Consider the following 24,594-nt stretch of genomic DNA (forward strand, 5'->3'; position numbering starts at 1 on the left):
TTTGATCTCCATTCATCAGGAGGTCAGTGGTGTTTCAGTAATTTGCTTTCCAGGTGATCCAGGTGTTGGGTCATCAGAGTCACTGCGGTGCTTGAGTCGCGTTGCTCCAACGCCTCCACAATCGCCACATGCTCCTGCCACGCGCAATACGTGCAGGCCTTTGCCTCGTACTGGGCAATGATCAACGACGTCAACGGCACCAGGCTGTTGAGGAACTGCGCCAACGGCGCATTGCCGGCCATCGTCGCCAAATGCAGGTGAAACTCCCCCGACAACCGAATCGCCGGCCCACGCTGATCGCGTTCGATGCAATCACGTTCCCGTGCAATCAGTTCGCGCAACTGACGTATCTGCGTGGCTGTCGCCTGGGCGCAGGCCAACTGCACCACAGTGATTTCGGTCATGCGCCGCGCTTCGAGGATCTGTCGCGTCTGCTGAGCATCCGGCGCGGCCACCTGGGCACGCTGGTTGGGGCGCAGGATGATCACTTGCTGATGGGACAGCTTGGCCAGCACCCGGCGTATCACGCTGCGGCTCACGCCAAACGTTTCGCCCAGGCCTTCTTCGGTAAAACGGCTCGCCGGGGCGATGCGTTGTTCGAGGATGGCGTCGAACAAGCGCGGGTAGATGTCATCCACCGAAGGCTTTTTACCGGCGACCAGGCGCAGGGTCGGCAGGATGGGGTCGTAGTGCAAGGCGTGGGCGGTCATGGCCTGTCTCCAAAAAATCAGCTGCCGAGATGGTCGTCCGGGATGTTCAGGGCAATGCCCATGCGCAGGCCTTCCTGCAGGATGTGCCGACGCATCTCGGCACTCGCCAGGGCGCTGTTCTTGTTGCGGATGGCGCGCACCACGGCTTCGTTTTCCTGCAGGCGTTCGGCCAGGTGTTCGGGCGAGTTGCGCAGCACCTGGGCGCTTTGCTTGAGGGCATTGCTGGTCTGCTGCACCACGTTCTGGAAGATCGGGTTGGAGGTCAGGGCAAACAGCTCTTCGTGGAAACCGATGTAGGCGTTCATGCCGGCTTCGGCGTCACCGGCGTCGAGGGCTTCGCGCATGTCCATCAAGGTCAGGCGCAGTTGGCCGACTTCCTTGCTGCTGATGGACTGGGCCACCAGGCCGACAATGAACGGCTCCAAGGTGTAGCGCAGTTGCAGGATGTCTTCCAGGCTGGCGTCGGCCACGGCATCGCTGGACTGCGGTTCGCTGACGCTGGTTTCCAGCACCACCACGCCTTTGCCGGGCATGGAGCGCACCAGGCCGAGGGTCTCCAGCACGATGACCGCTTCACGCAGGCTGGGGCGGCTGATGCCCATCTGTTCGGCCAGTTCGCGCTGGCCGGGGAGCATTTCACCCCGGCGCCACTGACCACGCGCCAAGGCGGCGCGGAGTTTTTCTACGACTGAATTGACGACGGTTGAGGTGCTGATCACGTCGTGCGTCTCCTTGATGTTGCGAATAGATGTGTGGGAGGGGGCTTGCCCCCGATGGCGGTGTGTCAGTCACAGAATCACTGACGGGTAGATCGCTATCGGGGGCAAGCCCCCTCCCACATTTCAGAACTCCTGGTGTGCGGGCAACACCGGCTTCTTGGCCTGGAACGCATAGCCTTGCTGACCGTCGAGCACCTTGTTGGCGCGCTGGATATCGATGTCTTTCTCCCAGCGGGCAATGGCCACGGTCGCCACGCAGTTGCCGATCAGGTTAGTCAATGCACGGCCGATGCCCATGAACCAATCCACCGCCAGCACCAGCACCAGGCCCACCACCGGAATCGCCGGGATCGCCGTGAGGGTCGCCGCCAGGATCACCAGCGCCGACCCCGGAATGCCGTGGGCGCCTTTGGAGGTGATCAGCGATACCAGCAGGATCGTCAACAGGTCGGTCATCGACAGGGGGGTACCGGTGGCATTGGCGATAAACACAATGGCCAGGGTCAGGTAGATCGAGAAGCCATCGAGGTTGAACGAATACCCCGTTGGAATCACCAGGCCGACCGTGGAGCTGCCAATGCCCAGGTGTTCCAGTTTGCGCATGATCTGTGGTAGCACGGCGTCGGAGGAAGCGGTGCCCATCACGATCAGCAGTTCTTCACGCAGGTACTTGAGCAGCGGCAACATGCGCAGGCCCGACAGGCGCATCACCAGGCCGAGGATCAGCGCGACGAAGGCAAAGCAGGTCAGGTAGAACAGGCCCACCAGGCTCCCCAGGTGCTGCAGCGAGTCCAGCCCGTAGGTACTGGTGGTGAAGGCGATTGCACCGAACACACCGATCGGCGCCAGGCGCACGATCATGCCCATGATGCGGAAGATGATGTGGCTCAGTTCGTTGATCAGCCGCGAGATGCCCGATGCCGCTTCGCCCACCAGGTTCAGCGCGCTGCCGAACAGTACCGAAAACAGCAGTACTTGCAGCACGTTGTTGTCGGCAAAGGCACCGATCACCGAGTTGGGGATCAGGTCCATCAGGAACTGGCTGGTGCCGCGGATATGCTGGCCCTTGTCGGCCAGTTCATTCAAACCAGCGGACGACAACTGTTCCAGGTGGATATTGGCGCCTTGGCCGATGCCGGTGCTGAAGGCCATGACCAGGCCGATCACCAGCGCAACGGTGGTGAGGATCTCGAAGTAGATCACTGACTTGAGGCCGATGCGTCCGACTTTCTTCAAGTCGCCGGCGCCGGAAATGCCGCTGACCACCACGCAGAACACGATCAGGCCGATCAGCATTTTGATCAGCTTGATAAAGCCGTCACCCAGGGGTTTGAGTTGCGAGGAGAATTCGGGAAGGGTCAGGCCGCAGGCGATGCCGAGCATCAGGCCAATCACGACTTGCAGGAAAATCGAACGCGAGCACCATCTGAGCATGGGAGGGATCTCTATTCGGTGCCCTGGTGGTTCCAGGGCTTAATTTTTGTGGTCTTACCGGTAAGTCCAGTGCGGGGCCAGTCTACGCCCGGTATTTTTGAAATCACAAGCAATTATTTGGCGGTTTACAGGTCCCGGTCTGACCAGTTGGTCGGTAACGGCGATGCTTGAGCGGTTGGCAGGGCGGAATTTTTTTCGCTTATCATCCGCTGCTCGGCACATGAGGTGATGGATGGACACACCAGGACTGACCACTGACGACAATGGGCACACCCACTGCAGCTGGCGCACGGCGGCGCCGGAATACCCGCGTTACCACGACGCCGAATGGGGCGTGCCGGTGGCGGATGACATTCAGCTGTACGAGAAGATTTGCCTGGAGGGCTTTCAGGCGGGCATGGCGTGGATCACCATTTTGCGCAAGCGCGAACAGTTTCGAGTGGCGTTCGAGGGCTTTGATTTCAGAAGGGTGGCGCAGTACGGCGAGGCGGATATCGCGCGCTTGATGCAGGACCCGGGCATTGTGCGCAATCGGGCCAAGATCGTGTCCACGATCAACAATGCGCGCCGCGCCTGTGAGCTGGTGGATGAGACCGGGTCGCTGGCGCGCTGGTTGTGGGCGTTCGAACCCGGTGAGGAGGAACGGCCGGCGGTGGTGGACATGGCTTACTGGACGGGCAATCCCACGTCGCCGGCCTCAGTGCGCTTGTCCAAGGCCTTGAAGAAGCGCGGCTGGACGTTCGTGGGGCCGACCACGATGTATGCGTTGATGCAGGCGATGGGCATGGTCAATGATCACTTGGAAGGTTGCTCCTGCCGCGAGCGGATCGAAGGCCTGCGCCGCCAGTTCCAGCGCCCCTGAGTCACTGACCGATGCAAATCAAAATGTGGGAGGGGGCTTACCCCCGATGGCGGCGTATCAGTAGCAGAGTCATTGGCTGACACTCTGCTATCGTGGGCAAGCCCCCTCCCACCTTTCTGATTTGTGGTGTGGCGGGTTACTTGGGCAGGGGTGTAAGCACTTCGGCCTTGTCATCCAGCACCATCACCACCAGCAGCTTGGCCGGTTGGGTCTGGCTGGCATTGCTCGATTCGAAGTGCCGGGAACCGGCCGGCTCGTAGAACGACTCGCCGACCTTGTAGGTTTTTGAGGGCTCGTCATTCACCCGTGAAGTGATCGCGCCTTCCAGCACGTAGGCCACGGCGGTGCCCGTGTGGCTGTGGGGCACGGTGGCCTGGCCGGGGGCATAGTCGACGGTGAGCATGAGGGTTTTCTTGCCCGGGACATTGGTCAGCGCGTGCTCCTGCAAGACCTTGATCGACTCCTGGTTGTACACCGGTTCATGAGCAAAGGCGCTGAGCGAGGCGAGCATTAGGGAGGCGGCGAGCAATCGTTTCATGATGAAGTTTCCGAGTAGTTCGAGACCTGTTCACCCTACGCCGCAGTGCCTGGGTGACCAATAACCAATCCGGCGGAAAATTCGCTAGCCAATCTGCTGGAGAATATCGCGCACCTTGTCCAGCGCCGGGTCGATGTCCAGGGTCTCGATCGCGCCGAAGCCGATGATCAGGCCCGAGCGTACCGGCGCGTCATGGAAAAACACATCCAGCGGGTACAAGCCCACTTCCACCCGGCGTGCCAGCTCCATCAGCAGCGGGATATTCACCGGCACCTTGCACAGCGCCGCCATGTGGAACCCGGCCACGGTCGGCACCGCTTCGAACCACGGCGACAGGTCCCCCGCCAGGCGCTGCAGGATGCGCTCGCGACGCCCGGCGTAGACCGTATGGCAGCGACGGATGTGCTTGAGCAGGTAGCCCTCGCTGATGAACTTGGCCAGCGCCCACTGGGGCAGGGTGGAGCTGTGCTGGTCGGTCAATTGCTTGGCCTTGAGCACCGCACCGTAGATGGCCGGCGGCAGCACTGCGTAGCCCAGGCGCAGCTCGGGTAGCAGGGTTTTCGAGAAGGTGCCCACATAGGTCACCACGCCACGGGTGTCCATGCTTTGCAGCGAGTCGGTGGGCCGTCCTTCGTAACGGAACTCGCTGTCGTAATCGTCCTCGATGATGATTGCGCCCAGCGCAAACGCACGCGCCAGCAAGGCTTCGCGACGTGCCAGGCTCATCGGCATGCCGAGGGGGAACTGGTGGGAGGGCGTCACGTAGATCAGCCGTGTGCCATCGGGGATCCGGTCGACCCGGATGCCCTGTTCGTCCACCGGCACGCTGGCGACCTGGGCTCCTACCGCGATGAACATCTGGCGGGCAGGGCTGTAGCCGGGGTCTTCCATGGCCACAATGCTGCCTGGTTCCAGCACCACGCGGGCAATCAGGTCCAGCGCCTGTTGCGCGCCGTTGGTGACCACGATGTCGCTGTCGCGGCAGTTGACCCCACGGGAGAACGCGATGTGCCCGGCGATCGCGCTGCGCAGCGCCGGCAAGCCCTCGGGTTGGCTGTAGAAACCACTGTTCTGGGCAATGCGCCGCAGCGCGTCCTGGGTGCAGCGACGCCATTCGTCCTGGGGGAACTGGTTGCGGCTGGTGGCGCCGCCGATAAATTCATAGCGCAAGGTGCTATCGCGTGTGGGATGACGCATCGGCGAGGGCAGCGCCTGCCATTTCGCCAGGTTGGCGGCACAGGCCAGGTCGGTGGCGGTTTGCACGCGGTTCGCCTGTGGCGCCCAGGCATTGACGAAGGTGCCACGGCCAGTCTTGCCTACCAGCAAGCCTTCATAGGTCAACGTGGCGTAGGTGTCGGACACGGTCTTGCGCGATATGCCTAATTGCTCGGCCAGCAGGCGGCTGGGTGGCAGTTGCGCACCCGCCGCGAGCCGCCCGCTGGCGATGGCTTCACGCAACTGCTGATACAGCTGGGCAGCCAGGTCCTTGCGCCCTTTGATAACGATGTGGAATTCCATGTTTCATCCCGAGACAGTTCGATCTGCGCCAAGGTTACGCGCAAATCGATCTGTAGAAACCCAGGCGTACTCAGGACAGGAAACCACCGTCCACATTCAGCGATACACCGGTGGTGTAGCTGGACGCGTCACTGGCCAGGAACAGCACCGCACCGGCCATCTCGCTCGGCTCGGCCACGCGCTTGAGCGGGATCTGCGCCAGGGCCATTTTCAGGATCGAGTCGTTCTTGACCAGGGCCGAGGCGAACTTAGTGTCGGTCAGGCCCGGCAGCAGGGCGTTGCAGCGAATGCCGAACGCCGCGCATTCCTTGGCGAACACCTTGGTCATGTTGATCACGGCGGCCTTGGTCACCGAGTAGATGCCCTGGAACACACCCGGCGAGATCCCGTTGATCGAGGCGACGTTGATGATGCTGCCGCCACCGTTCTCGCGCATCAACTTGCCGGCTTCCACGGACATGAAGAAGTAGCCACGGATGTTCACGTCCACGGTCTTCTGGAACGCACCGAGGTCGGTGTCCAGCACGTTGCAGAATTGCGGGTTGGTCGCGGCGTTGTTGACCAGGATATCCAGGCGGCCGAACTGCTCGCGGATGCCGGCGAATACCTGGGTGATCTGCTCCATTTCTCCGATATGGCAGGCCACGGCCGTGGCCTTGCCGCCGTCGGCGATGATTGCGTCGGCGACGTGCTGGCAGCCTTCCAGCTTGCGGCTGGAGACGATCACGTGGGCGCCTTGCTGGGCCAGCAACTTGGCGATGGCCTCGCCGATGCCACGGCTGGCGCCGGAAACGAATGCGATCTTGCCATCGAGGTCGAACAGGTGGGTCTTGGACATAGCGGTTCCTTAAAGGGACGATTTGCTGATGACGTTCAGGCTCATCTGCTCGAGCAGCTTGTTCATGTGAATGAACTGCGCAAAGCGTTTGTCCTGGGTCTGGCCATGGAAGAAGCGGTAGTAGATCTGTTGCACGATGCCGGCCAGGCGGAACAGGCCGTAGGTGTAGTAGAAGTCGAAGTTGTCGATCTGCAGGCCTGCGCGCTCGGCGTAATAGTCGACGAACTCGCGGCGGGTGAGCATGCCGGGGGCGTTGCTCGGCTGGCGCCGCATCAGTTGCACCGGTGCCGGGTCCGCCGCTTCGATCCAGTAGGCGAGGGTGTTGCCCAGGTCCATCAGCGGGTCGCCGAGGGTGGTGAGTTCCCAGTCCAGCACGCCGATGATCTGCATCGGGTTGTGCGGATCGAGGATCACGTTATCGAAGCGGTAGTCGTTGTGCACGATGCTGGACGTGGGGTGATCGGCCGGCATCTTGTCGTTGAGCCAGGCGCGTACCGCTTCCCAGCGCGGTGCGTCGGGGGTCAGGGCTTTCTCGTAGCGGTCGCTCCAGCCGCGGATCTGGCGTGCCACGTAGCCCTCGGGCTTACCCAGGTCGGCCAGGCCGCAGGCGTGGTAGTCCACCTGGTGCAGTTCGACGAACTTATCGATGAAGCTTTTGCACAACGCCTCGGTCCTGCTGGCGTCCAGGCCCAGTTCGGCTGGCAGGTCGGAGCGCAGGATGATGCCGTTGACGCGCTCCATCACATAGAACTCGGCACCGATCACCGACTCATCCGTGCAATGCACATAGGCTTTGGGGCAGTACGGGAAGCCGTCCTTGAGCTGGTTGAGAATGCGGTATTCGCGGCCCATGTCATGGGCGGACTTGGCCTTGTGACCAAAGGGCGGGCGACGCAGCACGAATTCCTGGCCGGGGTATTCCAGCAGGTAGGTCAGGTTGGACGCACCACCGGGAAACTGGCTGATCCTGGGCGTGCCGTCCAGGCCCGGGATATGGGCCTTGAGGTAGGGATCGATCAGGCTGGCATCAAGCTCTTCGCCTGGGCGAATCTGGGTCGATTGGTCGTTCAGCGCCATGCTTATCCCTTCTGCTTATTCTAAAGGCCTTGGACTATTTCCTAATCTAATGCGCGCAGCCGCCCAGCGACAAGGTCGGGGCGGCTTAATAGGTTAGCGTGTTGGACGATGATCAGCGTGCCTGATCGGTCATTTAGTGGGCGGGGGCAGGGCGACCGGGGTGAGCACCGGGCGGCCGGCAAAGTACTCCACCAGGTTGTCGGCCACGCGTTGCACGGTGTCGTGGGCGGCTTCCGGCGACAGTCCGGCCACGTGGGAGGTGAGCACGGTATTGCTGAGCTTCTTGAGCGCGTCGGGCACCTTGGGTTCGTCGTCGAATACGTCCAGCGCGGCGCCACCGATGCGACGCTGCTCCAGGGCGGCGACCAGGTCGGCGGTGACCACCACACTGCCACGGCCGATATTGACCAGGTAGCCATTCGGCCCCAGGGCATCCAGGGCGTGGCGGTCGATCAGGTGGCGAGTGCTGGCGCCGCCCGGCGTGGCCAGGATCAGGAAGTCCGAGGTGCGCGCCAGTTCAACGGCGGTGGCGCAGTAGGTGTAGTCCACATCGTCACGCGGTTGGCGGTTGTGATAGCTCACTTCCATGCCGAACCCCAGGGCAGCGCGCTTGGCGATCTCCATGCCCACGGCGCCCAACCCGAGAATGCCCAGTTGCTTGCCGCCCAGGGACGGGCGCATCACTTTGGGCCATTCGCTGCGGCGCACCGCGGCGTCGGTCTGCGGGATGCCGCGCACCAGCGACAGCAGCAACGCCATGGCGTGATCGGCCACCGACGGCGCATTCACCCCGGCGCCGTTGGTAACCACGATCCCGCGATTGCTGGCGGCCTGCAGGTCGACGTGTTCGTAGCCGGCGCCGATCACGCAGATGATTTCCAGCAGGGGCAGGGCGGCGATTTCCTCGGCGTACAAGCCCAGCGGGCCACGGGTCAGCACCGCCTTGATCTGGCTGCCGTGGGCCTTGATCGCTTCGGCGCGTTCGGCAGGGGTCGGCGCCAGGATCACATGAAAGTCATTGCCCTCGATGATGGGCAGGTATTCGTTGATGGTTTCAACCAGGACCAGAACAGTAGCGGTCATCGGAAGGCTCTTCCTGAAGGGTTTGAGGGGAGGAGTATGCCGTATTTGTGCGGTCAGAAGCGGATCTCGGCCACGCTGGCCCGCTTTACAAACGCACCGGCCAGGGTCGTATTGTGATGCTCGATGATCGCCTCGGCTTTTAGCGCCGGCGTGTCCATGCAGGTATGACCATCTTCGGGCAGCACCACCGAAAACCCCAACTCCACGGCGACCCGGCAGGTAGTGTCGATGCAGAACTGGGTTTTCATCCCGACGATCACCAACTCCTTGACCTGCGCCGCGCTCAGTTGCTGCTCAAGATCGGTGCCCAGGAAGCAACTGGGACGGGTCTTGTTGAACAGGTAATCGCGGGATTCGTCGACCTCTAGCTCATGCCACAGCTGCCAGAACGGGCTGCCGGCTGCAATCGGTGAGCCCCCAGGGCCGGTGTGGCGCGCCACGAAGATCGGTACGCTTGCGTTGCGCGCACGATGAATCAGCTGGTTGATGGAGGCGAGCACGCGTTCGCGTTCAAACGGTTTGTCCGGGCCATCGTATAAACCGGTTTGCATATCGATGATCAGCAGGGCGTCAGCCATGGTGTTGCTCCTGGTGGTTGCCGAACGGACGGAGCAAAAAAAGGCCCCGTCCATTGCTGGCGGGGCCTTGGGTTGGATCTGTGAAGTGTCTAGCTCAAGCACCCACAGCCACCGCGCGACCCGCCGTAAGCGGTCGTGATGGTGGTACGGGTGAGGACGAGCTGGATAATGTTCATGGCCCGATCATGCTGGGATGGGGGAAGGGCTGTCAACGGGCAACAGGGTATTTCTTGCAGCCTTCAGGAACTCGTCCGACAGGCTATTGCCCCGTGTCGCACGCGCCAAGGTGACTGCGCCCACCATCATCGCGTAATGGGCCAGCATGGCTTGACGGTCTCCGTCGTCCAGTTGAGAGAAAATCTCCAGGGACTTTTCCACGCCTTCTATAAAGGTGTGCTGCAAGGCGGTATCAGCGGGTTCGTGGCACATATCCGGGGCGAAGGCCGAGACCGGGCAACCGTCGCCAGGGTTGTCGCGATGGGTGGCGGTCAGGTAAGGCCCCAGCACCGCCTGGCGGGCGGCCTGTTGATCGTCGCTGTGCTCGATTTTGGCCTGCCAGCCCAGGTTGGCGTGCTCGAATGCCTGTTGGCAGGCTTCGGTGGCCAGGGCCTCCTTGGAGGCGAAGTGGCCGTAGAACCCGCCGTGGGTCAGGCCGGCAGCGGCCATCACGTCTGACAGACTGATGCCATGCAGCCCGCGTTCGCGAAACAGGTGCGCGGCGGCCTCGACGATGATTTCGCGGTTGAGATCGGCTTGTTTGCGGGAGACGCGAGGCATGGCGGGGCTCTCTGGATACACGGTGGGCGTTGTGTGAAAACTACAGTAACGTGTGAAATTCTAAAATAGATTTGTGCGGGAATGTATATCAGGTATCTCGCCAAGCGCCGCGAAAACCGCCGCCTACAGCCGCCCCTACGGGCTTGCACCGCACCACCGTTCCTCAGCTAAGTCTTTGCTTATTCACAAGAATCCCGGACAATCCGGCCCCTTCTATGGTCGGGGCGCTGCCTGTCAGGTTTTTCTGACTCGTCCCGGCTGTGTAAATGCGGAGATCCGACCGGATGAATGATCAGGCCAATAGCGTCGACGAACGCTATGCAACGACACCTGCAACCCTCACAAGCTGGAGCCGCCAGGACACCACCTGGATGCTTGGCCTGTTCGGCACCGCCATCGGCGCCGGTACGCTGTTCTTGCCGATCAACGCGGGCCTGGGCGGCTTCTGGCCCCTGGTGATCCTCGCGCTGCTGGCGTTCCCGATGACCTTCTTCGCCCACCGTGGCCTGACCCGTTTCGTACTGTCTGGCCGCGCAGGCTCCGACATCACCGACGTAGTGGAAGAACACTTCGGCATCAAGGCCGGCGCGCTGATTACCTTGCTGTACTTCTTTGCGATCTTCCCGATCCTGCTGATCTACAGCGTGGCGTTGACCAACACGGTCGGCAGCTTCATGGAGCATCAACTGCACATCGCGCCACCGCCACGGGCGATCCTGTCGTTCGTGCTGATCCTCGGCCTGCTGGGCGTGGTGCGTTGCGGCGAGCAAGTGATCGTCAAGGCCATGAGCCTGATGGTGTATCCGTTTATCGTCGCGTTGCTGTTCCTGGCGGTGTACCTGATCCCGCACTGGAATGGCGGCATCCTCAGCACCGCCAGCGTCATCCCCGCACCGTCCGCATTGCTCAACACCTTGTGGCTGGCGATTCCGGTGATGGTGTTCTCGTTCAACCATTCGCCGATCATCTCGGCCTTTGCAGTGGACCAGAAGCGCCAGTACGGCGCCCACGCCGATGAGCGCAGCTCGCAGATCCTGTCCCGCGCGCACCTGTTGATGGTGGTGATGGTGCTGTTCTTCGTGTTCAGCTGCGTGCTGACCCTGTCGCCGGCGCAACTGGCCGAAGCGAAGGCGCAGAACCTGTCGATCCTGTCGTACCTGGCCAACCACTTCAATAACCCGACCATCGAGTTCGCAGCGCCGTTGATTGCGTTCGTGGCGATTGCCAAGTCGTTCCTGGGCCATTACATCGGCGCCAGCGAAGGCCTCAAGGGCCTGGTGCTGAAGACGGGGCGTCGTCCGGAGGCCAAGCGCCTGGACCGCATGACGGCGGCGTTCATGCTGGTGGTGTGCTGGATCGTGGCGACGTTGAACCCGAGCATCCTCGGCATGATCGAGGCGCTGGGCGGTCCGATCATTGCTTCGATTCTGTTCCTGATGCCGATGTATGCCATTCGCAAGGTGCCGGCCATGGCCAAGTACCGGGGGCAGGCGTCCAATGTGTTCGTCACGGCGGTTGGCCTGGTGGCGATTACTGCGGTGGTCTATTCGTTCTTCGCTTAAACCTGACGCGGTAAAAATGTGGGAGGGGGCTTGCCCCCGATCGCGGTGTCTCAGTGCCGGATTTATTGGCTGACCCACTGCTATCGGGGGCAAGCCCCCTCCCACATTTGTACTGCATTCCAGGCATAAAAAACGCCGCGTACCTCACGATACGCGGCGTCTCTTCACATCAACACCTTAGGCTTGAATCACCGGAATGTTGGCGCTTGCTGCGATCTTGCGGAACTCCGCAATCTGGTCGAAGTTCAGGTAGCGGTAGACGTCACTGGCCATGGTGTCCAGTTTCGCTGCGTAACCCATGTACTCCTCGACGGTCGGCAGGCGACCCAGGGTAGAAGCTACCGCTGCCAACTCGGCCGAAGCCAGGTAGACGTTGGCGCCGTCACCCAGACGGTTCGGGAAGTTACGGGTCGAAGTCGACACAACAGTCGAGTTCGGCTCAACACGTGCCTGGTTACCCATGCACAGCGAGCAGCCCGGCATTTCCATGCGCGCGCCAGCCTTGCCGTAGATGCCGTAGTAGCCTTCTTCGGTCAGTTGGTGAGCGTCCATCTTGGTCGGCGGCGACAGCCACAGACGGGTTGGCAGCTGACCCTTGACCTGCTCCAGCAGCTTGCCGGCGGCACGGAAGTGACCGATGTTGGTCATGCACGAACCGATGAACACTTCGTCGATCTTCTCGCCGGCAACGCTCGACAGCAGACGGGCATCGTCCGGGTCGTTCGGTGCGCAGAGGATCGGCTCGTTGATTTCGGCCAGGTCGATCTCGATGATTTCGGCGTATTGCGCGTCGGCATCGGCTTCCATCAGCTGAGGGTTCTTGACCCAGGCTTCCATCGCTTGAGCGCGACGTTCCAGGGTACGTGGATCGCCGTAGCCTTCACCGATCATCCAGCGCAGCAGGGTGATGTTGGAGTTCAGGTACTCGGTGATCGACTCTTTCGACAGCTTGATGGTGCAACCAGCAGCCGAACGTTCAGCCGAGGCGTCGGACAGCTCGAAAGCCTGTTCCAGCGTCAGGTCGTTCAGGCCTTCGATTTCCAGGATGCGGCCGGAGAAGGCGTTCTTCTTGCCTTTCTTCTCTACAGTCAGCAGACCCGACTGGATCGCGTAGTAAGGAATGGCATGAACCAGGTCACGCAGGGTGATACCAGGTTTCATCTTGCCTTTGAAACGCACCAGGATCGATTCCGGCATGTCCAGCGGCATTACGCCAGTGGCTGCGGCGAACGCGACCAGGCCGGAACCGGCTGGGAACGAGATGCCCATCGGGAAACGGGTGTGGGAGTCGCCACCGGTGCCGACGGTATCCGGCAGCAGCATGCGGTTCAGCCAGCTGTGGATGATGCCGTCGCCTGGACGCAGCGATACACCGCCACGGGTCATGATGAAATCAGGCAGGGTGTGGTGGGTGGTCACGTCGATCGGCTTTGGATAGGCCGCGGTGTGGCAGAACGACTGCATCACCAGGTCGGTCGAGAAGCCCAGGCACGCCAGGTCTTTCAGTTCGTCACGGGTCATCGGACCGGTGGTGTCCTGGGAACCCACGGTGGTCATCTTCGGCTCGCAGTAGGTGCCAGGACGAACGCCTTTGCCTTCTGGCAGGCCGCACGCCTTGCCGACCATTTTCTGCGCCAGGGTGAAGCCTTTGCCGGTGTCGACAGGCGCTTCAGGCAGCTTGAACAGGTCGGTTGGGCCCAGGCCCAGCTCGGCACGGGCCTTGTCGGTCAGGCCGCGACCGATGATCAGCGGGATACGGCCGCCGGCGCGGACTTCGTCCAACAGCACCGGGGTCTTCATTTCGAAGGTGGTGATGACTTCGTCGGTGCCGTGTTTGCAGACTTTGCCAGCATGCGGGTACAGGTCGATCACGTCGCCCATGTTCATGTTGGTAACGTCGAACTCGATTGGCAGTGCGCCAGCATCTTCCATGGTGTTGTAGAAGATCGGGGCGATCTTGCTGCCGAAGCAGAAGCCGCCGGCACGCTTGTTCGGCACATACGGAACGTCGTCGCCGAAGAACCACAGCACGGAGTTGGTCGCGGATTTACGCGAGGAACCGGTACCGACCACGTCACCGACGTAGGCGATCGGGAAGCCTTGGCCGCGCATTTCTTCGATCTGCTTCATCGGGCCGGTCTTGCCTTGCTCGTCAGGCACGATGCCTTCACGGGCCATTTTCAGCATGGCCAGGGCGTGCAGCGGGATGTCTGGACGGGACCAGGCATCCGGCGCAGGGGACAGGTCGTCGGTGTTGGTTTCGCCGGTCACCTTGAACACGCGCAGGCTGATCTTGTCGGCCAGGGTAGGGCGGTTGCGGAACCACTCGCCGTCAGCCCAGGACTGGATCACGGCTTTGGCGTGTTCGTTGCCGTTACGGGCTTTTTCGGCCACGTCGTGGAACGCATCGAACATCAGCAGGGTGTGCTTGAGTTGGGCGGCGGCGACGGGAGCCAGTGTGGCGTCGTCCAGCAGCTCGACCAGGGTCACGATGTTGTAGCCGCCTTGCATGGTGCCAAGCAGTTCAACGGCGCGTTTCTTGTCGATCAGGGGGGAAGTGGCTTCGCCCTTGGCCAGGGCAGACAGGAAACCGGCCTTGACGTAGGCAGCTTCGTCAACGCCTGGTGGGATGCGGTTGGTGATCAGGTCAACGAGGAATTCTTCTTCGCCAGCCGGGGGATTTTTCAGCAGCTCGACCAGGCCTGCGGTTTGTTCGGCGTTAAGCGGCTGGGGAACAATACCCAGGGCTGCACGCTCTTCGATATGTTTGCGGTAGGCTTCAAGCACAGTTATTACCCTCATCAGTGGTCCCACGGGACGCTCATCCAGAAATGAACGGCACGCATGCGCTCGGGGGCTTTTTGGGCCGCAAAGCCAGCGCTGCCGGCATTCCTCACAGAAGCTGCTTTCAAAGTTTTACGCCTGCAGAACGGAGCTGATGAGGGTTGGCGAGGGCTCTGACCTACCGAGTCATGACCCGCGCCAACACCGTTCTGAAGGAACGACTGTGCTCGTGACGCTTTGAAAACAGCTTCCAGCGGATTATTGGCGCCTTACAAGGCCGGATGATTCTACGGCAAAAAATTTCTAAAGGTAAGTTGCCTGACCAAGTTTGCTGGGTGATCAAGCTTAGACAAAGGGCTAACATGGCGCATTGTTTTGCTGATCTGCGTGCCGTTACCCATGTCCAACCAAACCATCAAGACCCCCTGCGTCGGCCTGTGCTCCACGGTTTACGGCGATCTGGTGTGCCGGGGCTGCAAGCGCTTCCACCACGAAGTGATCCAGTGGAATGGCTATAACGAAGAAGAAAAACGTGCGGTCTGGCTACGCCTGGAGCAGCTGTTGGTGCAGGTAATGGCCGGCAAACTGGAGGTTTTCGACCCCAAGACCCTGCGCGGCCAGTTGGAACAGCGCAAGATCCGCTTCGTGCCGCACCAGTCCGAGTACTGCTGGGCCTACCAGTTGATCGCCCGGGGGGCGCGGGTGATCTCCAACCTGGAGGCCTATGGCATGGTGCTATTGCCGGAGTTTCGCGACTGGCCGTTGCCGGACCTGCGCGATGCGATTGATCGGGAGTTCTTTATCCTGTCCGAGGCGCATTACCAGCGCTATATCGCGCCGGGGTTTCTGCGCGATGTGTTTTCCAACTGACAACGGATAACCCCTGTGGGAGGGGGCTTGCCCCCGATGGCAGTGTGTCAGCCTGGGATTTATCCACTGACACACCCTCATCGGGGGCAAGCCCCCTCCCACATTTTTTTATCTTCATTGTTTGAAAGGTCGGCATCAGGCCTTGTTGGCCTGCTCCACGAGGCGATCCATCACTTCGTCAGGTTTCAGCACCAGTACGTCACTTTCCAGGGCGTCCAGCACCACCTCTGCGGTGTTACCGATCAGCGCCCCGGAAATCCCGGTGCGCCCCACGGTGCCGATGATCGTGACCGCCGCCGACAGTTTGTGGGCAAGGTAGGGGATCAGTACATCGGCAGGGCCTTCTTCAATATGCAGGTGTTTGTCATCCACATCGAACTCCGCCTGGAACGCCCTGCATTGCTCGCGATACCGCGCCTCGATGGTTTCCTTGAGCTGGAACGTCGGGTCCGCCGCCGACAGCATCGGCGAAGGATGCGCGCTGATCACATGCAACTGCGCCTTGGCCAGGTTGGCGATATCAAAGCCATGGTCAATGATCGAATTGTGCAGCGAACGGTGTTCGCCATCGGTATTGCCGACGTCGATCGCCGCCAGGATCTTTGCGCCCGTCCAGGGTGTGGACGTCTTGACCAGCAATACCGCACTCGGGCAATAGCGCAGCAGCTTCCAGTCCGCCGGCGTCAGCAGGGCTTTTTTCAGCGGGTTGTCCGGGAAGTGCTGCTTGATCACCAATCCGCAGCCCTCGGCCTGCTGCACGTCGATGATGGTTTCATGCAGGCTGGCATTCCACGCCTGTTCGGTGCTGACGCTGTAGCCGTCCTCCTTCAAACCCGCCTTGAGCAGGGCCAGCAGCGCCGAGTGCTCATGCTTCTTGTCGCACACCAGCAAGTGCAGGTGCGCATCGGTGACCCCGGCAATCAGCTTGGCACGCTTGAGGGCCAGGCTTTCCGAATGCTCGGGTTCGATGATCACCAGGATGCTGCGGATGGCTTGCATGATCGGGATCTCCATAAAAAGGACGGGGGCCTGGAACAACTATAGTTGCTGGCGTGCGCACGTCATGTTGATGCACATCAAGGCCGGTGGCTGGTGGTCTGCGGCGGGGTCGGTATAATCGCCGGCCTTTTGTGATCCTTTTGCCCGTGAGCCCGATGAACCTGCCAGAAATCCACGAATTCCTCGGTTGCCGCACCCCTGATGCCTGGGTCCAGGCCGCGCTGGCCGATCAGGAAACCCTGCTGATCGACCACAAGAACTGCGAATTCAAAGCCGCCAGCACCGCCCTGAGCCTGATCGCCAAGTACTACAGCCATGTCGACCTGATCAACATGATGTCGCGCCTGGCCCGCGAGGAGCTGGTGCACCACGAGCAGGTCATGCGCCTGATGAAGAAGCGCAAGATCGAGCTGCGCCAACTGCATGCCGGGCGTTACGCCTCCGGTTTGCGCAAAGTGGTGCGCAGCCATGAACCCGTGAAACTGGTGGATACCTTGGTGGTTGGCGCCTTTATCGAAGCGCGCAGTTGCGAGCGTTTCGAAGCCCTGGTGCCGCATTTGGACGAGGAACTCGGCAAGTTTTACTTCGGCCTGCTGAAAAGCGAGGCGCGGCACTTCCAGGGTTACCTGAAGCTGGCGTACCAATACGGCGACGCCAAGGACGTCGCCCAGGTGATCGAGCGGGTGAGGGCGACCGAGCAGGAACTGATCGAGTCACCCGACATCGAGTTCCGCTTTCACAGTGGCGTGCCAGCCTGAGGCCACGGCCACGCCAAGCAACAGGGTGATCCCGGCCAGCAGCAGGATCACCGCCTGCGTCCCCAGCGGCGCCGCCAGCAACGCCACCGCCAGGCCCGCCAAGGGTTGCGGCAGGTTGTTGAGCAGGGTGATCACGCCCACGGTCTTGCCGAAGTCCTGCACGGGGATCACCCGCTGGCGGGTGCTGCGCAGGTAGACGTTGAACATCTTGTCGAAGCCGGTCACCAACAGGAAACCCACGGCGTACGGCCACACGCCTGGGCTTGCGGCCATGATCACCGCCCCCACGCCGATCATCGAATACGACAAGCCGCCCAGTACCTTCAACGGCAGGACGGCGCGGGCCAGGTAAAACAGAATCGCGATGGTCACCAGCGCGCCTGCTGCCTGCAGCAGGGCATAAGCGTCCTTGCCCGCCGCAAACTGGCCGGTGACCATCGCCGCCGACGTGGCCAGGGTCACGCCAATGATCAGGTTCACCCCCACGGCCAGGGTGATGATCCGTTTCAAGTCCGGCAGGTTGCGGATGTGCCCGAGTGCAATCTTCAGGGGTTGCAGCCAGATGTCCTGATGCTGTTCGAAGGTTTCCAGGTGCGCCGTGCTGGAGCGTTGCCACACGCGCATCGCCAGGTCGGCCAGCACAAACAATCCGGCCACGGCCAGTACCACCCAATGCCAGGCCCAGACTTCCAGCATCAGCGCCGCCACCAGCGGCCCCAGCACCAGCCCGCTCTGGTCGGCGATCTGCGAGTAGGAGAGGGTCTTGGCGTAGCTGTAGTGCGCGAAGATATGCGGCATCAGCACTTCCCGCGCCATGATGCCCTGGGTCGTGAGCACCCCGCACAGCGCCGAGAGCAGGACAATCCAGTAAAGGCCATCGAACACCCCATACAACACCACCGCGAGCACGCACGCCAGCGCCCGGTATACCTGGCTGATCAGCAGCAGGCGCACCGGCGTGAACTTGTCGCACAAGGCGCCGCACACCGGGAACGCCAGGTAACGCGGCAGCGATTCGACGAAGAACGCCAGCCCGGCCCAGGCGACACTCTGGGTGGTCTGGAATACGATCAGGGGCACGATGAACAGCAGGATCTGGTCCGCCAGCCGCGACAGGAACAGCGAAACAAAGAACGCCAGGTAATCCTTGCGCATACAACTCCCTGTGGACGGCGTTAAAGAGTGCGGGGTATTTGTTAAAAACTCTTAAAAGCATGAAGCTTCGTCGGCAGCCGCTGCGCAGTTGCTTTAGTTGCGCAGCTTGCCACCTATAATGCCAGCTCTTCAATCCGCGTCTGCACACTGAGAACTTATGGAAAACCTGGGGCTGGGCAAGGTCTTGCTCGTTGAAGACGACGAAAAACTCGCGGGGCTGATTGCGCACTTCCTGGCGCAGCATGGCTTCGAGGTGCGTGTGGAGCACCGGGGCGACGAGGCCCTGGCTGCGTTCCTGGAGTTCAAGCCGAAGATCGTCGTGCTCGACCTGATGCTGCCTGGCCAGAGCGGTCTGCATGTGTGCCGCGGGATCCGTACGGTGTCCGACACACCTATCGTGATCCTCACGGCCAAGGAAGACGACCTGGACCATATCCTCGGCCTGGAGTCCGGTGCCGACGACTATGTGATCAAGCCGATCAAGCCGCCTGTGCTGCTGGCGCGCCTGCGTGCGCTGCAACGACGCCAGGCCCCGGAGCCGACCGTGCGCGGTGCCCTGGCATTCGGGCGGTTGGCCATTGATCGCAGTTGCCGGGGCGTCAGCCTGGGCGACGACAAGATCGATCTGACCACCATGGAGTTCGAGCTGCTGTGGCTGCTGGCCAGCAACTCGGGCACGATCCTGTCCCGCGATGACATCCTCAACCGCATGCGCGGTATCGCGTTCGACGGCCTCAACCGCAGCGTCGACGTGTACATCAGCAAACTGCGCAGCAAGCTCAACGACAACCCCCGTGAACCGGTGTGTATCAAGACCATCTGGGGCAAGGGCTACCTGTTCAATCCGTTCGCGTGGGAGGCTTAAATGCTGCGGCTGTTTCTGCGCCTGTATGTGATCCTGGCGCTCGGTCTGGCGGGGGCGATCTGGCTGGTCAACTACACCTTCGACGAGCTGTTGCCCGAAGCCAACGAAACCTATAACCGCGAAGCCTTGCGCGGCCCGGCGTATGCCCTGGTGGAGCAACTGCGTCCGCTCAGGGCCGACGAACGCCCGGCCCGGCTGGCTGAGCTGCAACCCCATTACGGGCTGCACTTGAAGTTGGTCCAGAAGGACACCCAGGCACTCACCGAGCGCGAGACGCAACTGCTGGCTGCGGGTTTGCTGGTGGTGCGCGGTGATTTCATGGAGTTTCTCACCAGTATTGACGGCGGCCCGCAACTGCTGGAAATCAAGCTGCCGGAAGAACCCAAGTGGCTCTACCTGTGGGCCTATGGTTTCCTCGGGGTGTGCCTGGCGATCGTGCTGTATTTCTGGGTACGCCCGCACTGGCGCGACCTCGAGCATATTCGCCTGGCCGCACAACGCTTTGGTGACAACGACCTCAGTTCTCGCATCCTGCTGCCGCGCCGTTCCACCGTGCGCGAACTGGCGGGGCACTTCAACCAGATGGCCGAGCGCATCGAAAGCCTGATCGCCAACCAGCGCGAACTGACCAATGCGGTGTCGCACGAGCTGCGCACGCCGATTGCACGCCTGTCGTTCGAGCTCGACCAGCTCAAGCAACAAGCCGACCCGCGTCTGCGTGGCGAACTGATCGCCGACATGTATGCCGACCTGGGCGAGCTGGAAGAAATGGTCTCCGAACTGCTCACCTACGCCAGCCTGGAGCGCGGCGCCACCCAGGTCACCCGCGAGCGCATCGAGGCCCACAGCTGGCTCGACAGTGTGATCGGCAGCGTGGCGCTGGAGGCCGAAGCCGCGGGCATCCAGTTGTCGTTGCGCACCTGCGAAGTGGACTATATCCAGATCGAGCCGCGCTTTATGGCGCGTGCGGTGATCAACCTGCTGCGCAATGCCATTCGGTATGCCGAGCGCCGTGTGGAAGTGTCGTTGGTCAAGTTCGGCAGCGGGTATGAAGTGCGGGTGTGTGATGACGGCCCTGGCGTGCCGGAGGAAGGCCGTTCGAAGATCTTCCAACCCTTCATGCGCCTGGATGCCAGCCGTGACCGCCGCACCGGTGGCTTCGGCCTGGGCCTGGCGCTGGTGCAGCGGGTGTCGCAGTGGCACGGTGGCCAGGTGCAGGTGCAGGATTCGGAATGGGGCGGCGCGTCGTTCCGGATGACCTGGGCCTACGCCGAATAGCGCTTTTACATTCAATGGAGATCAAGTGTGGGAGGGGGCTTGCCCCCTCCCACCTATCCAATCAGAACGTGTATTCCAGCACGCCCATCACCGACGTCTGCAAGCGTCGCTCCACAATCGGGCTCTTGCCCGCTTCATCCGCCAGGTACTGCACATCCAGCAAGGTCGAGAACTCGGTGTGCTCGCTGATCGGCAGGCTCCAGACCAGGTTCAGGCCATTGCTGATATTGCCGGCACCGGCCTTGTAGGCCTTGAAGCGGCTGCGTGCGGCCTGGCCGGTGGTGACGCCGTACCAGGTCTGCATATAGTCACGGTCGCCAAAGTGGCTGTTGATGTTGGCATCGACGGAGCCATAACGGCCTTCGTACAGCGTGGTGCCCAGGCTCAGCTCCAAATGCGTAAAGGCCTTGCCGCTGTCCTTGTGGTCATCTTCCTTGAGCGCGTGCTCCAGGGTCGCGCCGACAATGGCGCCGCCGAGATTGTAGTGGGCGCTCACGCCCAGCTGCGGGCGTGACTTGATTTCGCCCATGCCCTTAAGGCGCTTGGAGCCCAAGTGCATGGATTCGTTTTTGTCCTTGCGCGATGCACTGGCGCCGACATACGCACTGAAACTCAAGGCATTGCCTTCGTAGCCCCAGCCCAGGCCTTTGTCGGTGTCGAGGAAAATCCCCCAGGGGCTGACGATGGCGCCGCCGAACACCGGCGCAGTCATGCGCTCATCGCTGCCGCTGTAGCGGGGCAGGTTGGCCACGCCGGCTTTGAGCGTGTAGGTCCAGTCCTCGGCCAGCACTGCGTCGGCGCTTGCCAGCAAACACAGCGAGGTGAGGGACAGGCAGAGGTTTTTGGGGCTCATCAGGGTTTTCATGTCGGTCAGAAACTCAAGGGTGGATGGGTACGTTTGAAGGAGTATCCCGAGGCGCTAAGGCCGTTGACCTGGCGGCTGACGGTGTCGCCCAGGCCATAACCGTTGCCGGCGAGTACGGCGTGGGCGTTGTCCACCGGCAGCAGGATGTAATCGGTCAAAGGCTCGTCGTGCAGTTGGCCGCGAATCACCAGGAAGCCGTCTTCCAGGCGCACGCTGATGCCGCTCAACGGCGCGTCGGGTTCATGGGTGTTGAGCACTTGATAGGTGCCGACGGTGTCGGCCCAGGCCATGGGCAAGGGCGGCGGGTCGATGCGTTCGCCGATGGCGATGCGCTGGCCGTGGCTGCGCGCGGTGAGCATCTGTCGGCCCTGCACAGTGATCACGTCGAGTTGTACGCGGCCGAGTTCGCCGAGGTCCTTGAGCCAGAACCCGAGGACTTTCTTTTGCGCGCGCAGCCAGCCGTGGTCGTCACGCAGCAGCTCGAAGTCGTAGCCGGCCAGTTCGCCGCGTAGCCGACCGGCGTCGTCCCGGATGCGGAACACGCCCCAGGCGGTGGCGTAAAAGCCGGACAGGCGCTGGCGGTCGATGGCGGCCGCCACCTGGCGCAGCTTGAGCCCGTGACGGGGCGCCTGGCACTCGTCGCTGCACACCGGCTCGCCGGTCTGCGCCTGGAGCATCAGGCGCAGGGTGTCGGTGGCCAGGTTGGCGACCAGGTCTTCGGCGTTGCTGTCATTGGCCATGATGATCACCGCCAGTTGCTGGTCCGGCAGCAGGGTCAACTGCGCGGCAAAATCATCGCCGCCACCGCTGTGCTGGTAGGTGCGCACGCCAGGCCCGACCGGCTCGTCACCGCACGGCGCGAGAAACCAGGCCAGGCCGATCCGGCAATCGAAGTCCAGGGCGTTGCCGGTGTTTTGCTGGGTGAACATGTCATCGATGGACCGCTGGTTCATCACCCGGTTGCCCTTGTACAGGCCCTCGGCGAACAACATCTGTACGTAATGGCTGAGGTCCTTGGGGCTGGCCCACAAACCGCCGGCCGCCAGGTCACGCACTTGCGCGTCAGTGCTGGCGATACCACCCTGATAGCCCTGGGCGCGATAACCCGCCTGTACTGCGGTGCCGATAAAACTCGCCTGGTTCATCTCCAGCGGCTTGAGCAGGCTGTGTTGCAATTGAGCCTCGAACTCTCTGCCGCTGCTGCGTTCGATCGCCGCGCCGACCAGCGCATAACCCAGGTTGGAATAGGCCACTTGGGTGCCGGGCGGTGTGCTCAGCCAGACGCCGGACAGGCGCATCGGCATCTGCCCCATGGCATAGCTGTTGCGCAGGTCGCGCAGGTGCTCGCTGGGCAGGCCGGATTGATGACTGAGCAGGCGACGCAAGGTGATGTCGCGGTCGGCGGCCTGCTGGTCGGTGTGGAAACGCGAACGCACATAGAACTCGCGCAACGTCTGTTGGATCGGTGCGTCCAGCGCCAGCCGCTGCTGTTCAACCAGTTGCAGGGCGGCGCTGGCGGTGAGCAGCTTGGAAATCGCACCAGCGCGAAACGCCGTGTTCGGCGTCACGGGCACGCCCAGGGCTTTGTCGGCCATGCCGAACCCGCGCGCCCAGATCAACTCCTGCCCGTTGACCAGTGCAATCGACAAACCGGGCACATTGGCCTGGGCCATATCCCGGGGGATGCGGGTTTGCAGGTAGCGGATGATCGCGCTGTAGTCGCCCTTGGGGATCGGCGGCGGGGTAGAGGCTTGCCCCTGGCAGCCGATGCTGCCCAACAGGCAACCGAGCAATGGAATACCGCGCAACGTGCGAAGCATGATGAGCACCCGGCAGGTGGTTTGGATGCTCAAATGCTAGGGGCGTGGCGCCCGGGGGTCTTTGACAGCTTTGTCGAGAAACTGTCAAAGACTGTTAACGCGCCAAGGTGTGTGGCTCATGTCACGTCAGTGCAATACGCGTTGGAGGAACTGCCGTGTCCTTTCTTCCTGTGGCTCATTGATTACCTGGCGAGCGTCACCGACTTCACAGATCAACCCGTTATCGAAGAATGCAATTCGGTCTGCGCACTCGCGAGCGAAGGCAATGTCATGGGTCACCATGATGAGGGTCATGCCTGAGTCCTTGAGTTTGCGGATAGTATCCAGCACCTCTCCCACGAGTTCAGGGTCGAGGGCGGAGGTGACCTCGTCGAATAGCATGTAGTCAGGCTGCATGGCCAGGGCGCGCGCTATCGCCAGTCGTTGCTGCTGGCCTCCAGACAGGCTGGCAGGGCGCATGTCTGCGCGATTGTCGAGGCCGACGAAAGCCAGGTGGTCACGAGCCAGTTGCAGAGCCTGGGCGTTGGGAAGCTTCTTGACCAGGCGCGGCGCCAGCGCCACGTTCTCCAGGGCGGTGAGGTGGGGGAATGCGTTGTATTGCTGGAACACGATGCCGAGCTTCTGGCGCAACTTGTTCAGGTCGGTTCCCCTGGCGTGCACATCCGTGCCGTCGACCATGATGCTACCTCCTTGAATCGGCTCCAGGCCATTGATGCACTGGAGCAAGGTGGACTTCCCCGACCCGCTGGCGCCGATCAGGCACAACACTTCACTCTTCTGGATGGTCAGGTTGACGCCCTTGATGACTTCGACAGCGCCGAAGCTTTTGCGGACATCCTTGATATCAATCATGGTGCATTACCTTTTCGAGATGGCGGCTGTAGCGGGAGATCGGGTAGCAGATCGCAAAGTAGAAGAGACCTGCGCCCGCGAGCACCAGGAGTGCTTCGTTCGAGCGGTTGATCAGGATCTGTGAAGCTCTCAGCAGCTCGATGTAGCCCACTACGCTCACGAGGGCTGTATCTTTTGTCAGGCCTATCACTGTGCCAATCCAGCCGGGAAGCAGTGTGCGAAAGGCAAGCGGGGCGGATAGGTGGCGCAGCTCCTGCCAATAGCTCAGCCCGAGTGACCGGCTGGCTTTTTTCAGTTGCGGGCGCACGGATTGCAAACCCGCGCGGACCAGTTCCGAGGTCAGCATGCCCATGTACAGGCTGAGGACGACAACCCCGATAAACAGTGGGCTCATCCCGAAGCCGGCCATGGCAAACAGGCTGTTGACCAGGATGAACTGGATGATCAGCGGAATGCTGCGGATGACGTTGACGAACGGTCCGAGTGCGAGACGGGCGAACACTGATTCTTGTCGAAGCCAACCGATCATCACGCCGAGCAGGCTGCCAAAAAAGGTGGCCAGCAGCGTCAGTAACAAGGTGTGCCACATACCGGTGAGCACAAACGGAAGATCGCCCCAGTGCAAACCTGAGTAAGCCAATTGGAATTGCAT

The 24,594-nt window shown here is 61.7% G+C and carries 23 protein-coding genes; 6 read left to right on the top strand and 17 right to left on the bottom strand.

Annotation, left to right across the window (positions count from 1 at the left end; all coding sequences use genetic code 11):
* Nucleotides 1-23 precede the first annotated feature (23 nt).
* From M2497_RS14555 to M2497_RS14565, 3 genes are all read right to left on the bottom strand, one after another.
* Nucleotides 24-710 (bottom strand): GntR family transcriptional regulator, encoded by a 687-nt coding sequence (locus M2497_RS14555; protein ID WP_248488101.1) that lies wholly within the window; start codon nucleotides 708-710, stop codon nucleotides 24-26.
* 17 nt (nucleotides 711-727) lie between these two features.
* Complete coding sequence (locus tag M2497_RS14560) at nucleotides 728-1,429, bottom strand: FadR/GntR family transcriptional regulator (RefSeq protein ID WP_058424105.1); 702 nt, start codon at nucleotides 1,427-1,429, stop codon at nucleotides 728-730.
* A 123-nt stretch (nucleotides 1,430-1,552) separates the two neighbouring features.
* Nucleotides 1,553-2,878, bottom strand: coding sequence for a C4-dicarboxylate transporter DctA (locus M2497_RS14565; RefSeq protein WP_248488206.1), 1,326 nt, complete (start codon nucleotides 2,876-2,878; stop codon nucleotides 1,553-1,555).
* Nucleotides 2,879-3,095: 217 nt separating this feature from the next.
* On the opposite strand from M2497_RS14565, the gene M2497_RS14570 reads away from it, so the two are divergent.
* The gene (locus M2497_RS14570) at nucleotides 3,096-3,725 is read left to right on the top strand and encodes a DNA-3-methyladenine glycosylase I (protein WP_248488102.1); all 630 of its coding nucleotides are present in this window, start codon (nucleotides 3,096-3,098) and stop codon (nucleotides 3,723-3,725) included.
* 136 nt (nucleotides 3,726-3,861) lie between these two features.
* Here the strand turns inward: M2497_RS14570 and M2497_RS14575 are convergent, their stop codons facing one another.
* From M2497_RS14575 to M2497_RS14605, 7 genes are all read right to left on the bottom strand, one after another.
* Nucleotides 3,862-4,263, bottom strand: a complete 402-nt coding sequence (locus M2497_RS14575) for a cupin domain-containing protein (protein ID WP_248488103.1) — start codon at nucleotides 4,261-4,263, stop codon at nucleotides 3,862-3,864.
* 84 nt (nucleotides 4,264-4,347) lie between these two features.
* Nucleotides 4,348-5,781, bottom strand: a complete 1,434-nt coding sequence (locus M2497_RS14580; RefSeq protein WP_248488104.1) for a PLP-dependent aminotransferase family protein — start codon at nucleotides 5,779-5,781, stop codon at nucleotides 4,348-4,350.
* Between the two features lie 70 nt (nucleotides 5,782-5,851).
* Complete coding sequence (locus tag M2497_RS14585) at nucleotides 5,852-6,619, bottom strand: SDR family oxidoreductase (protein WP_071493152.1); 768 nt, start codon at nucleotides 6,617-6,619, stop codon at nucleotides 5,852-5,854.
* A 9-nt stretch (nucleotides 6,620-6,628) separates the two neighbouring features.
* Nucleotides 6,629-7,696: a phosphotransferase family protein gene (locus M2497_RS14590; protein WP_248488105.1), complete on the bottom strand. Its 1,068-nt coding sequence runs from the start codon at nucleotides 7,694-7,696 to the stop codon at nucleotides 6,629-6,631.
* A 129-nt stretch (nucleotides 7,697-7,825) separates the two neighbouring features.
* Entirely contained in the window at nucleotides 7,826-8,779 is a 954-nt protein-coding gene (locus tag M2497_RS14595; protein WP_248488106.1) for a 2-hydroxyacid dehydrogenase, read from the bottom strand.
* A 53-nt stretch (nucleotides 8,780-8,832) separates the two neighbouring features.
* On the bottom strand, nucleotides 8,833-9,357 hold the full coding sequence (locus tag M2497_RS14600) for a cysteine hydrolase family protein (RefSeq protein ID WP_248488107.1): 525 nt from the start codon (nucleotides 9,355-9,357) through the stop codon (nucleotides 8,833-8,835).
* Between the two features lie 183 nt (nucleotides 9,358-9,540).
* Nucleotides 9,541-10,134: a TetR/AcrR family transcriptional regulator gene (locus M2497_RS14605; protein ID WP_248488108.1), complete on the bottom strand. Its 594-nt coding sequence runs from the start codon at nucleotides 10,132-10,134 to the stop codon at nucleotides 9,541-9,543.
* A gap of 284 nt (nucleotides 10,135-10,418) precedes the next feature.
* Between M2497_RS14605 and M2497_RS14610 the strand changes: the two genes are divergently transcribed.
* Entirely contained in the window at nucleotides 10,419-11,696 is a 1,278-nt protein-coding gene (locus tag M2497_RS14610) for a serine/threonine transporter (protein ID WP_248488109.1), read from the top strand.
* A gap of 177 nt (nucleotides 11,697-11,873) precedes the next feature.
* Here M2497_RS14610 and acnB read toward each other — a convergent pair whose 3' ends face one another.
* Entirely contained in the window at nucleotides 11,874-14,483 is a 2,610-nt protein-coding gene (acnB, locus tag M2497_RS14615) for a bifunctional aconitate hydratase 2/2-methylisocitrate dehydratase (RefSeq protein ID WP_248488207.1), read from the bottom strand.
* Between the two features lie 396 nt (nucleotides 14,484-14,879).
* On the opposite strand from acnB, the gene M2497_RS14620 reads away from it, so the two are divergent.
* Complete coding sequence (locus M2497_RS14620; protein ID WP_248488110.1) at nucleotides 14,880-15,350, top strand: DUF1289 domain-containing protein; 471 nt, start codon at nucleotides 14,880-14,882, stop codon at nucleotides 15,348-15,350.
* Between the two features lie 135 nt (nucleotides 15,351-15,485).
* Here M2497_RS14620 and M2497_RS14625 read toward each other — a convergent pair whose 3' ends face one another.
* A complete protein-coding gene (locus M2497_RS14625) occupies nucleotides 15,486-16,349 on the bottom strand; it encodes a universal stress protein (protein ID WP_248488111.1) in 864 nt (287 codons plus the stop codon).
* A gap of 155 nt (nucleotides 16,350-16,504) precedes the next feature.
* Between M2497_RS14625 and miaE the strand changes: the two genes are divergently transcribed.
* Nucleotides 16,505-17,107 (top strand): tRNA isopentenyl-2-thiomethyl-A-37 hydroxylase MiaE, encoded by a 603-nt coding sequence (gene miaE / locus M2497_RS14630; protein WP_248488112.1) that lies wholly within the window; start codon nucleotides 16,505-16,507, stop codon nucleotides 17,105-17,107.
* Here the strand turns inward: miaE and M2497_RS14635 are convergent.
* Complete coding sequence (locus M2497_RS14635; protein WP_248488113.1) at nucleotides 17,063-18,262, bottom strand: MFS transporter; 1,200 nt, start codon at nucleotides 18,260-18,262, stop codon at nucleotides 17,063-17,065. The genes miaE and M2497_RS14635 overlap by 45 nt on opposite strands.
* A gap of 157 nt (nucleotides 18,263-18,419) precedes the next feature.
* Between M2497_RS14635 and M2497_RS14640 the strand changes: the two genes are divergently transcribed.
* Together M2497_RS14640 and M2497_RS14645 are read left to right on the top strand one after the other, a co-directional pair.
* The gene (locus tag M2497_RS14640) at nucleotides 18,420-19,127 is read left to right on the top strand and encodes a winged helix-turn-helix domain-containing protein (protein WP_248488114.1); all 708 of its coding nucleotides are present in this window, start codon (nucleotides 18,420-18,422) and stop codon (nucleotides 19,125-19,127) included.
* Nucleotides 19,128-20,405: an ATP-binding protein gene (locus tag M2497_RS14645; protein ID WP_071495368.1), complete on the top strand. Its 1,278-nt coding sequence runs from the start codon at nucleotides 19,128-19,130 to the stop codon at nucleotides 20,403-20,405.
* 61 nt (nucleotides 20,406-20,466) lie between these two features.
* On the opposite strand, the gene M2497_RS14650 is transcribed toward M2497_RS14645, so the two are convergent.
* The 4 genes from M2497_RS14650 to M2497_RS14665 all read right to left on the bottom strand — a co-directional run bounded on the left by M2497_RS14650 (nucleotide 20,467) and on the right by M2497_RS14665 (nucleotide 24,594).
* The gene (locus tag M2497_RS14650) at nucleotides 20,467-21,258 is read right to left on the bottom strand and encodes a MipA/OmpV family protein (protein ID WP_248488115.1); all 792 of its coding nucleotides are present in this window, start codon (nucleotides 21,256-21,258) and stop codon (nucleotides 20,467-20,469) included.
* Between the two features lie 17 nt (nucleotides 21,259-21,275).
* On the bottom strand, nucleotides 21,276-23,090 hold the full coding sequence (locus tag M2497_RS14655) for a serine hydrolase domain-containing protein (RefSeq protein WP_248488116.1): 1,815 nt from the start codon (nucleotides 23,088-23,090) through the stop codon (nucleotides 21,276-21,278).
* A gap of 126 nt (nucleotides 23,091-23,216) precedes the next feature.
* Nucleotides 23,217-23,942: an amino acid ABC transporter ATP-binding protein gene (locus tag M2497_RS14660; protein WP_248488117.1), complete on the bottom strand. Its 726-nt coding sequence runs from the start codon at nucleotides 23,940-23,942 to the stop codon at nucleotides 23,217-23,219.
* Nucleotides 23,935-24,594, bottom strand: a complete 660-nt coding sequence (locus M2497_RS14665) for an amino acid ABC transporter permease (protein ID WP_248488118.1) — start codon at nucleotides 24,592-24,594, stop codon at nucleotides 23,935-23,937. The genes M2497_RS14660 and M2497_RS14665 overlap by 8 nt, the downstream gene beginning before the upstream one ends.

This window comes from Pseudomonas sp. CYM-20-01, from assembly GCF_023169845.1.
GTDB classification, from domain to species: domain Bacteria; phylum Pseudomonadota; class Gammaproteobacteria; order Pseudomonadales; family Pseudomonadaceae; genus Aquipseudomonas; species Aquipseudomonas azotoformans.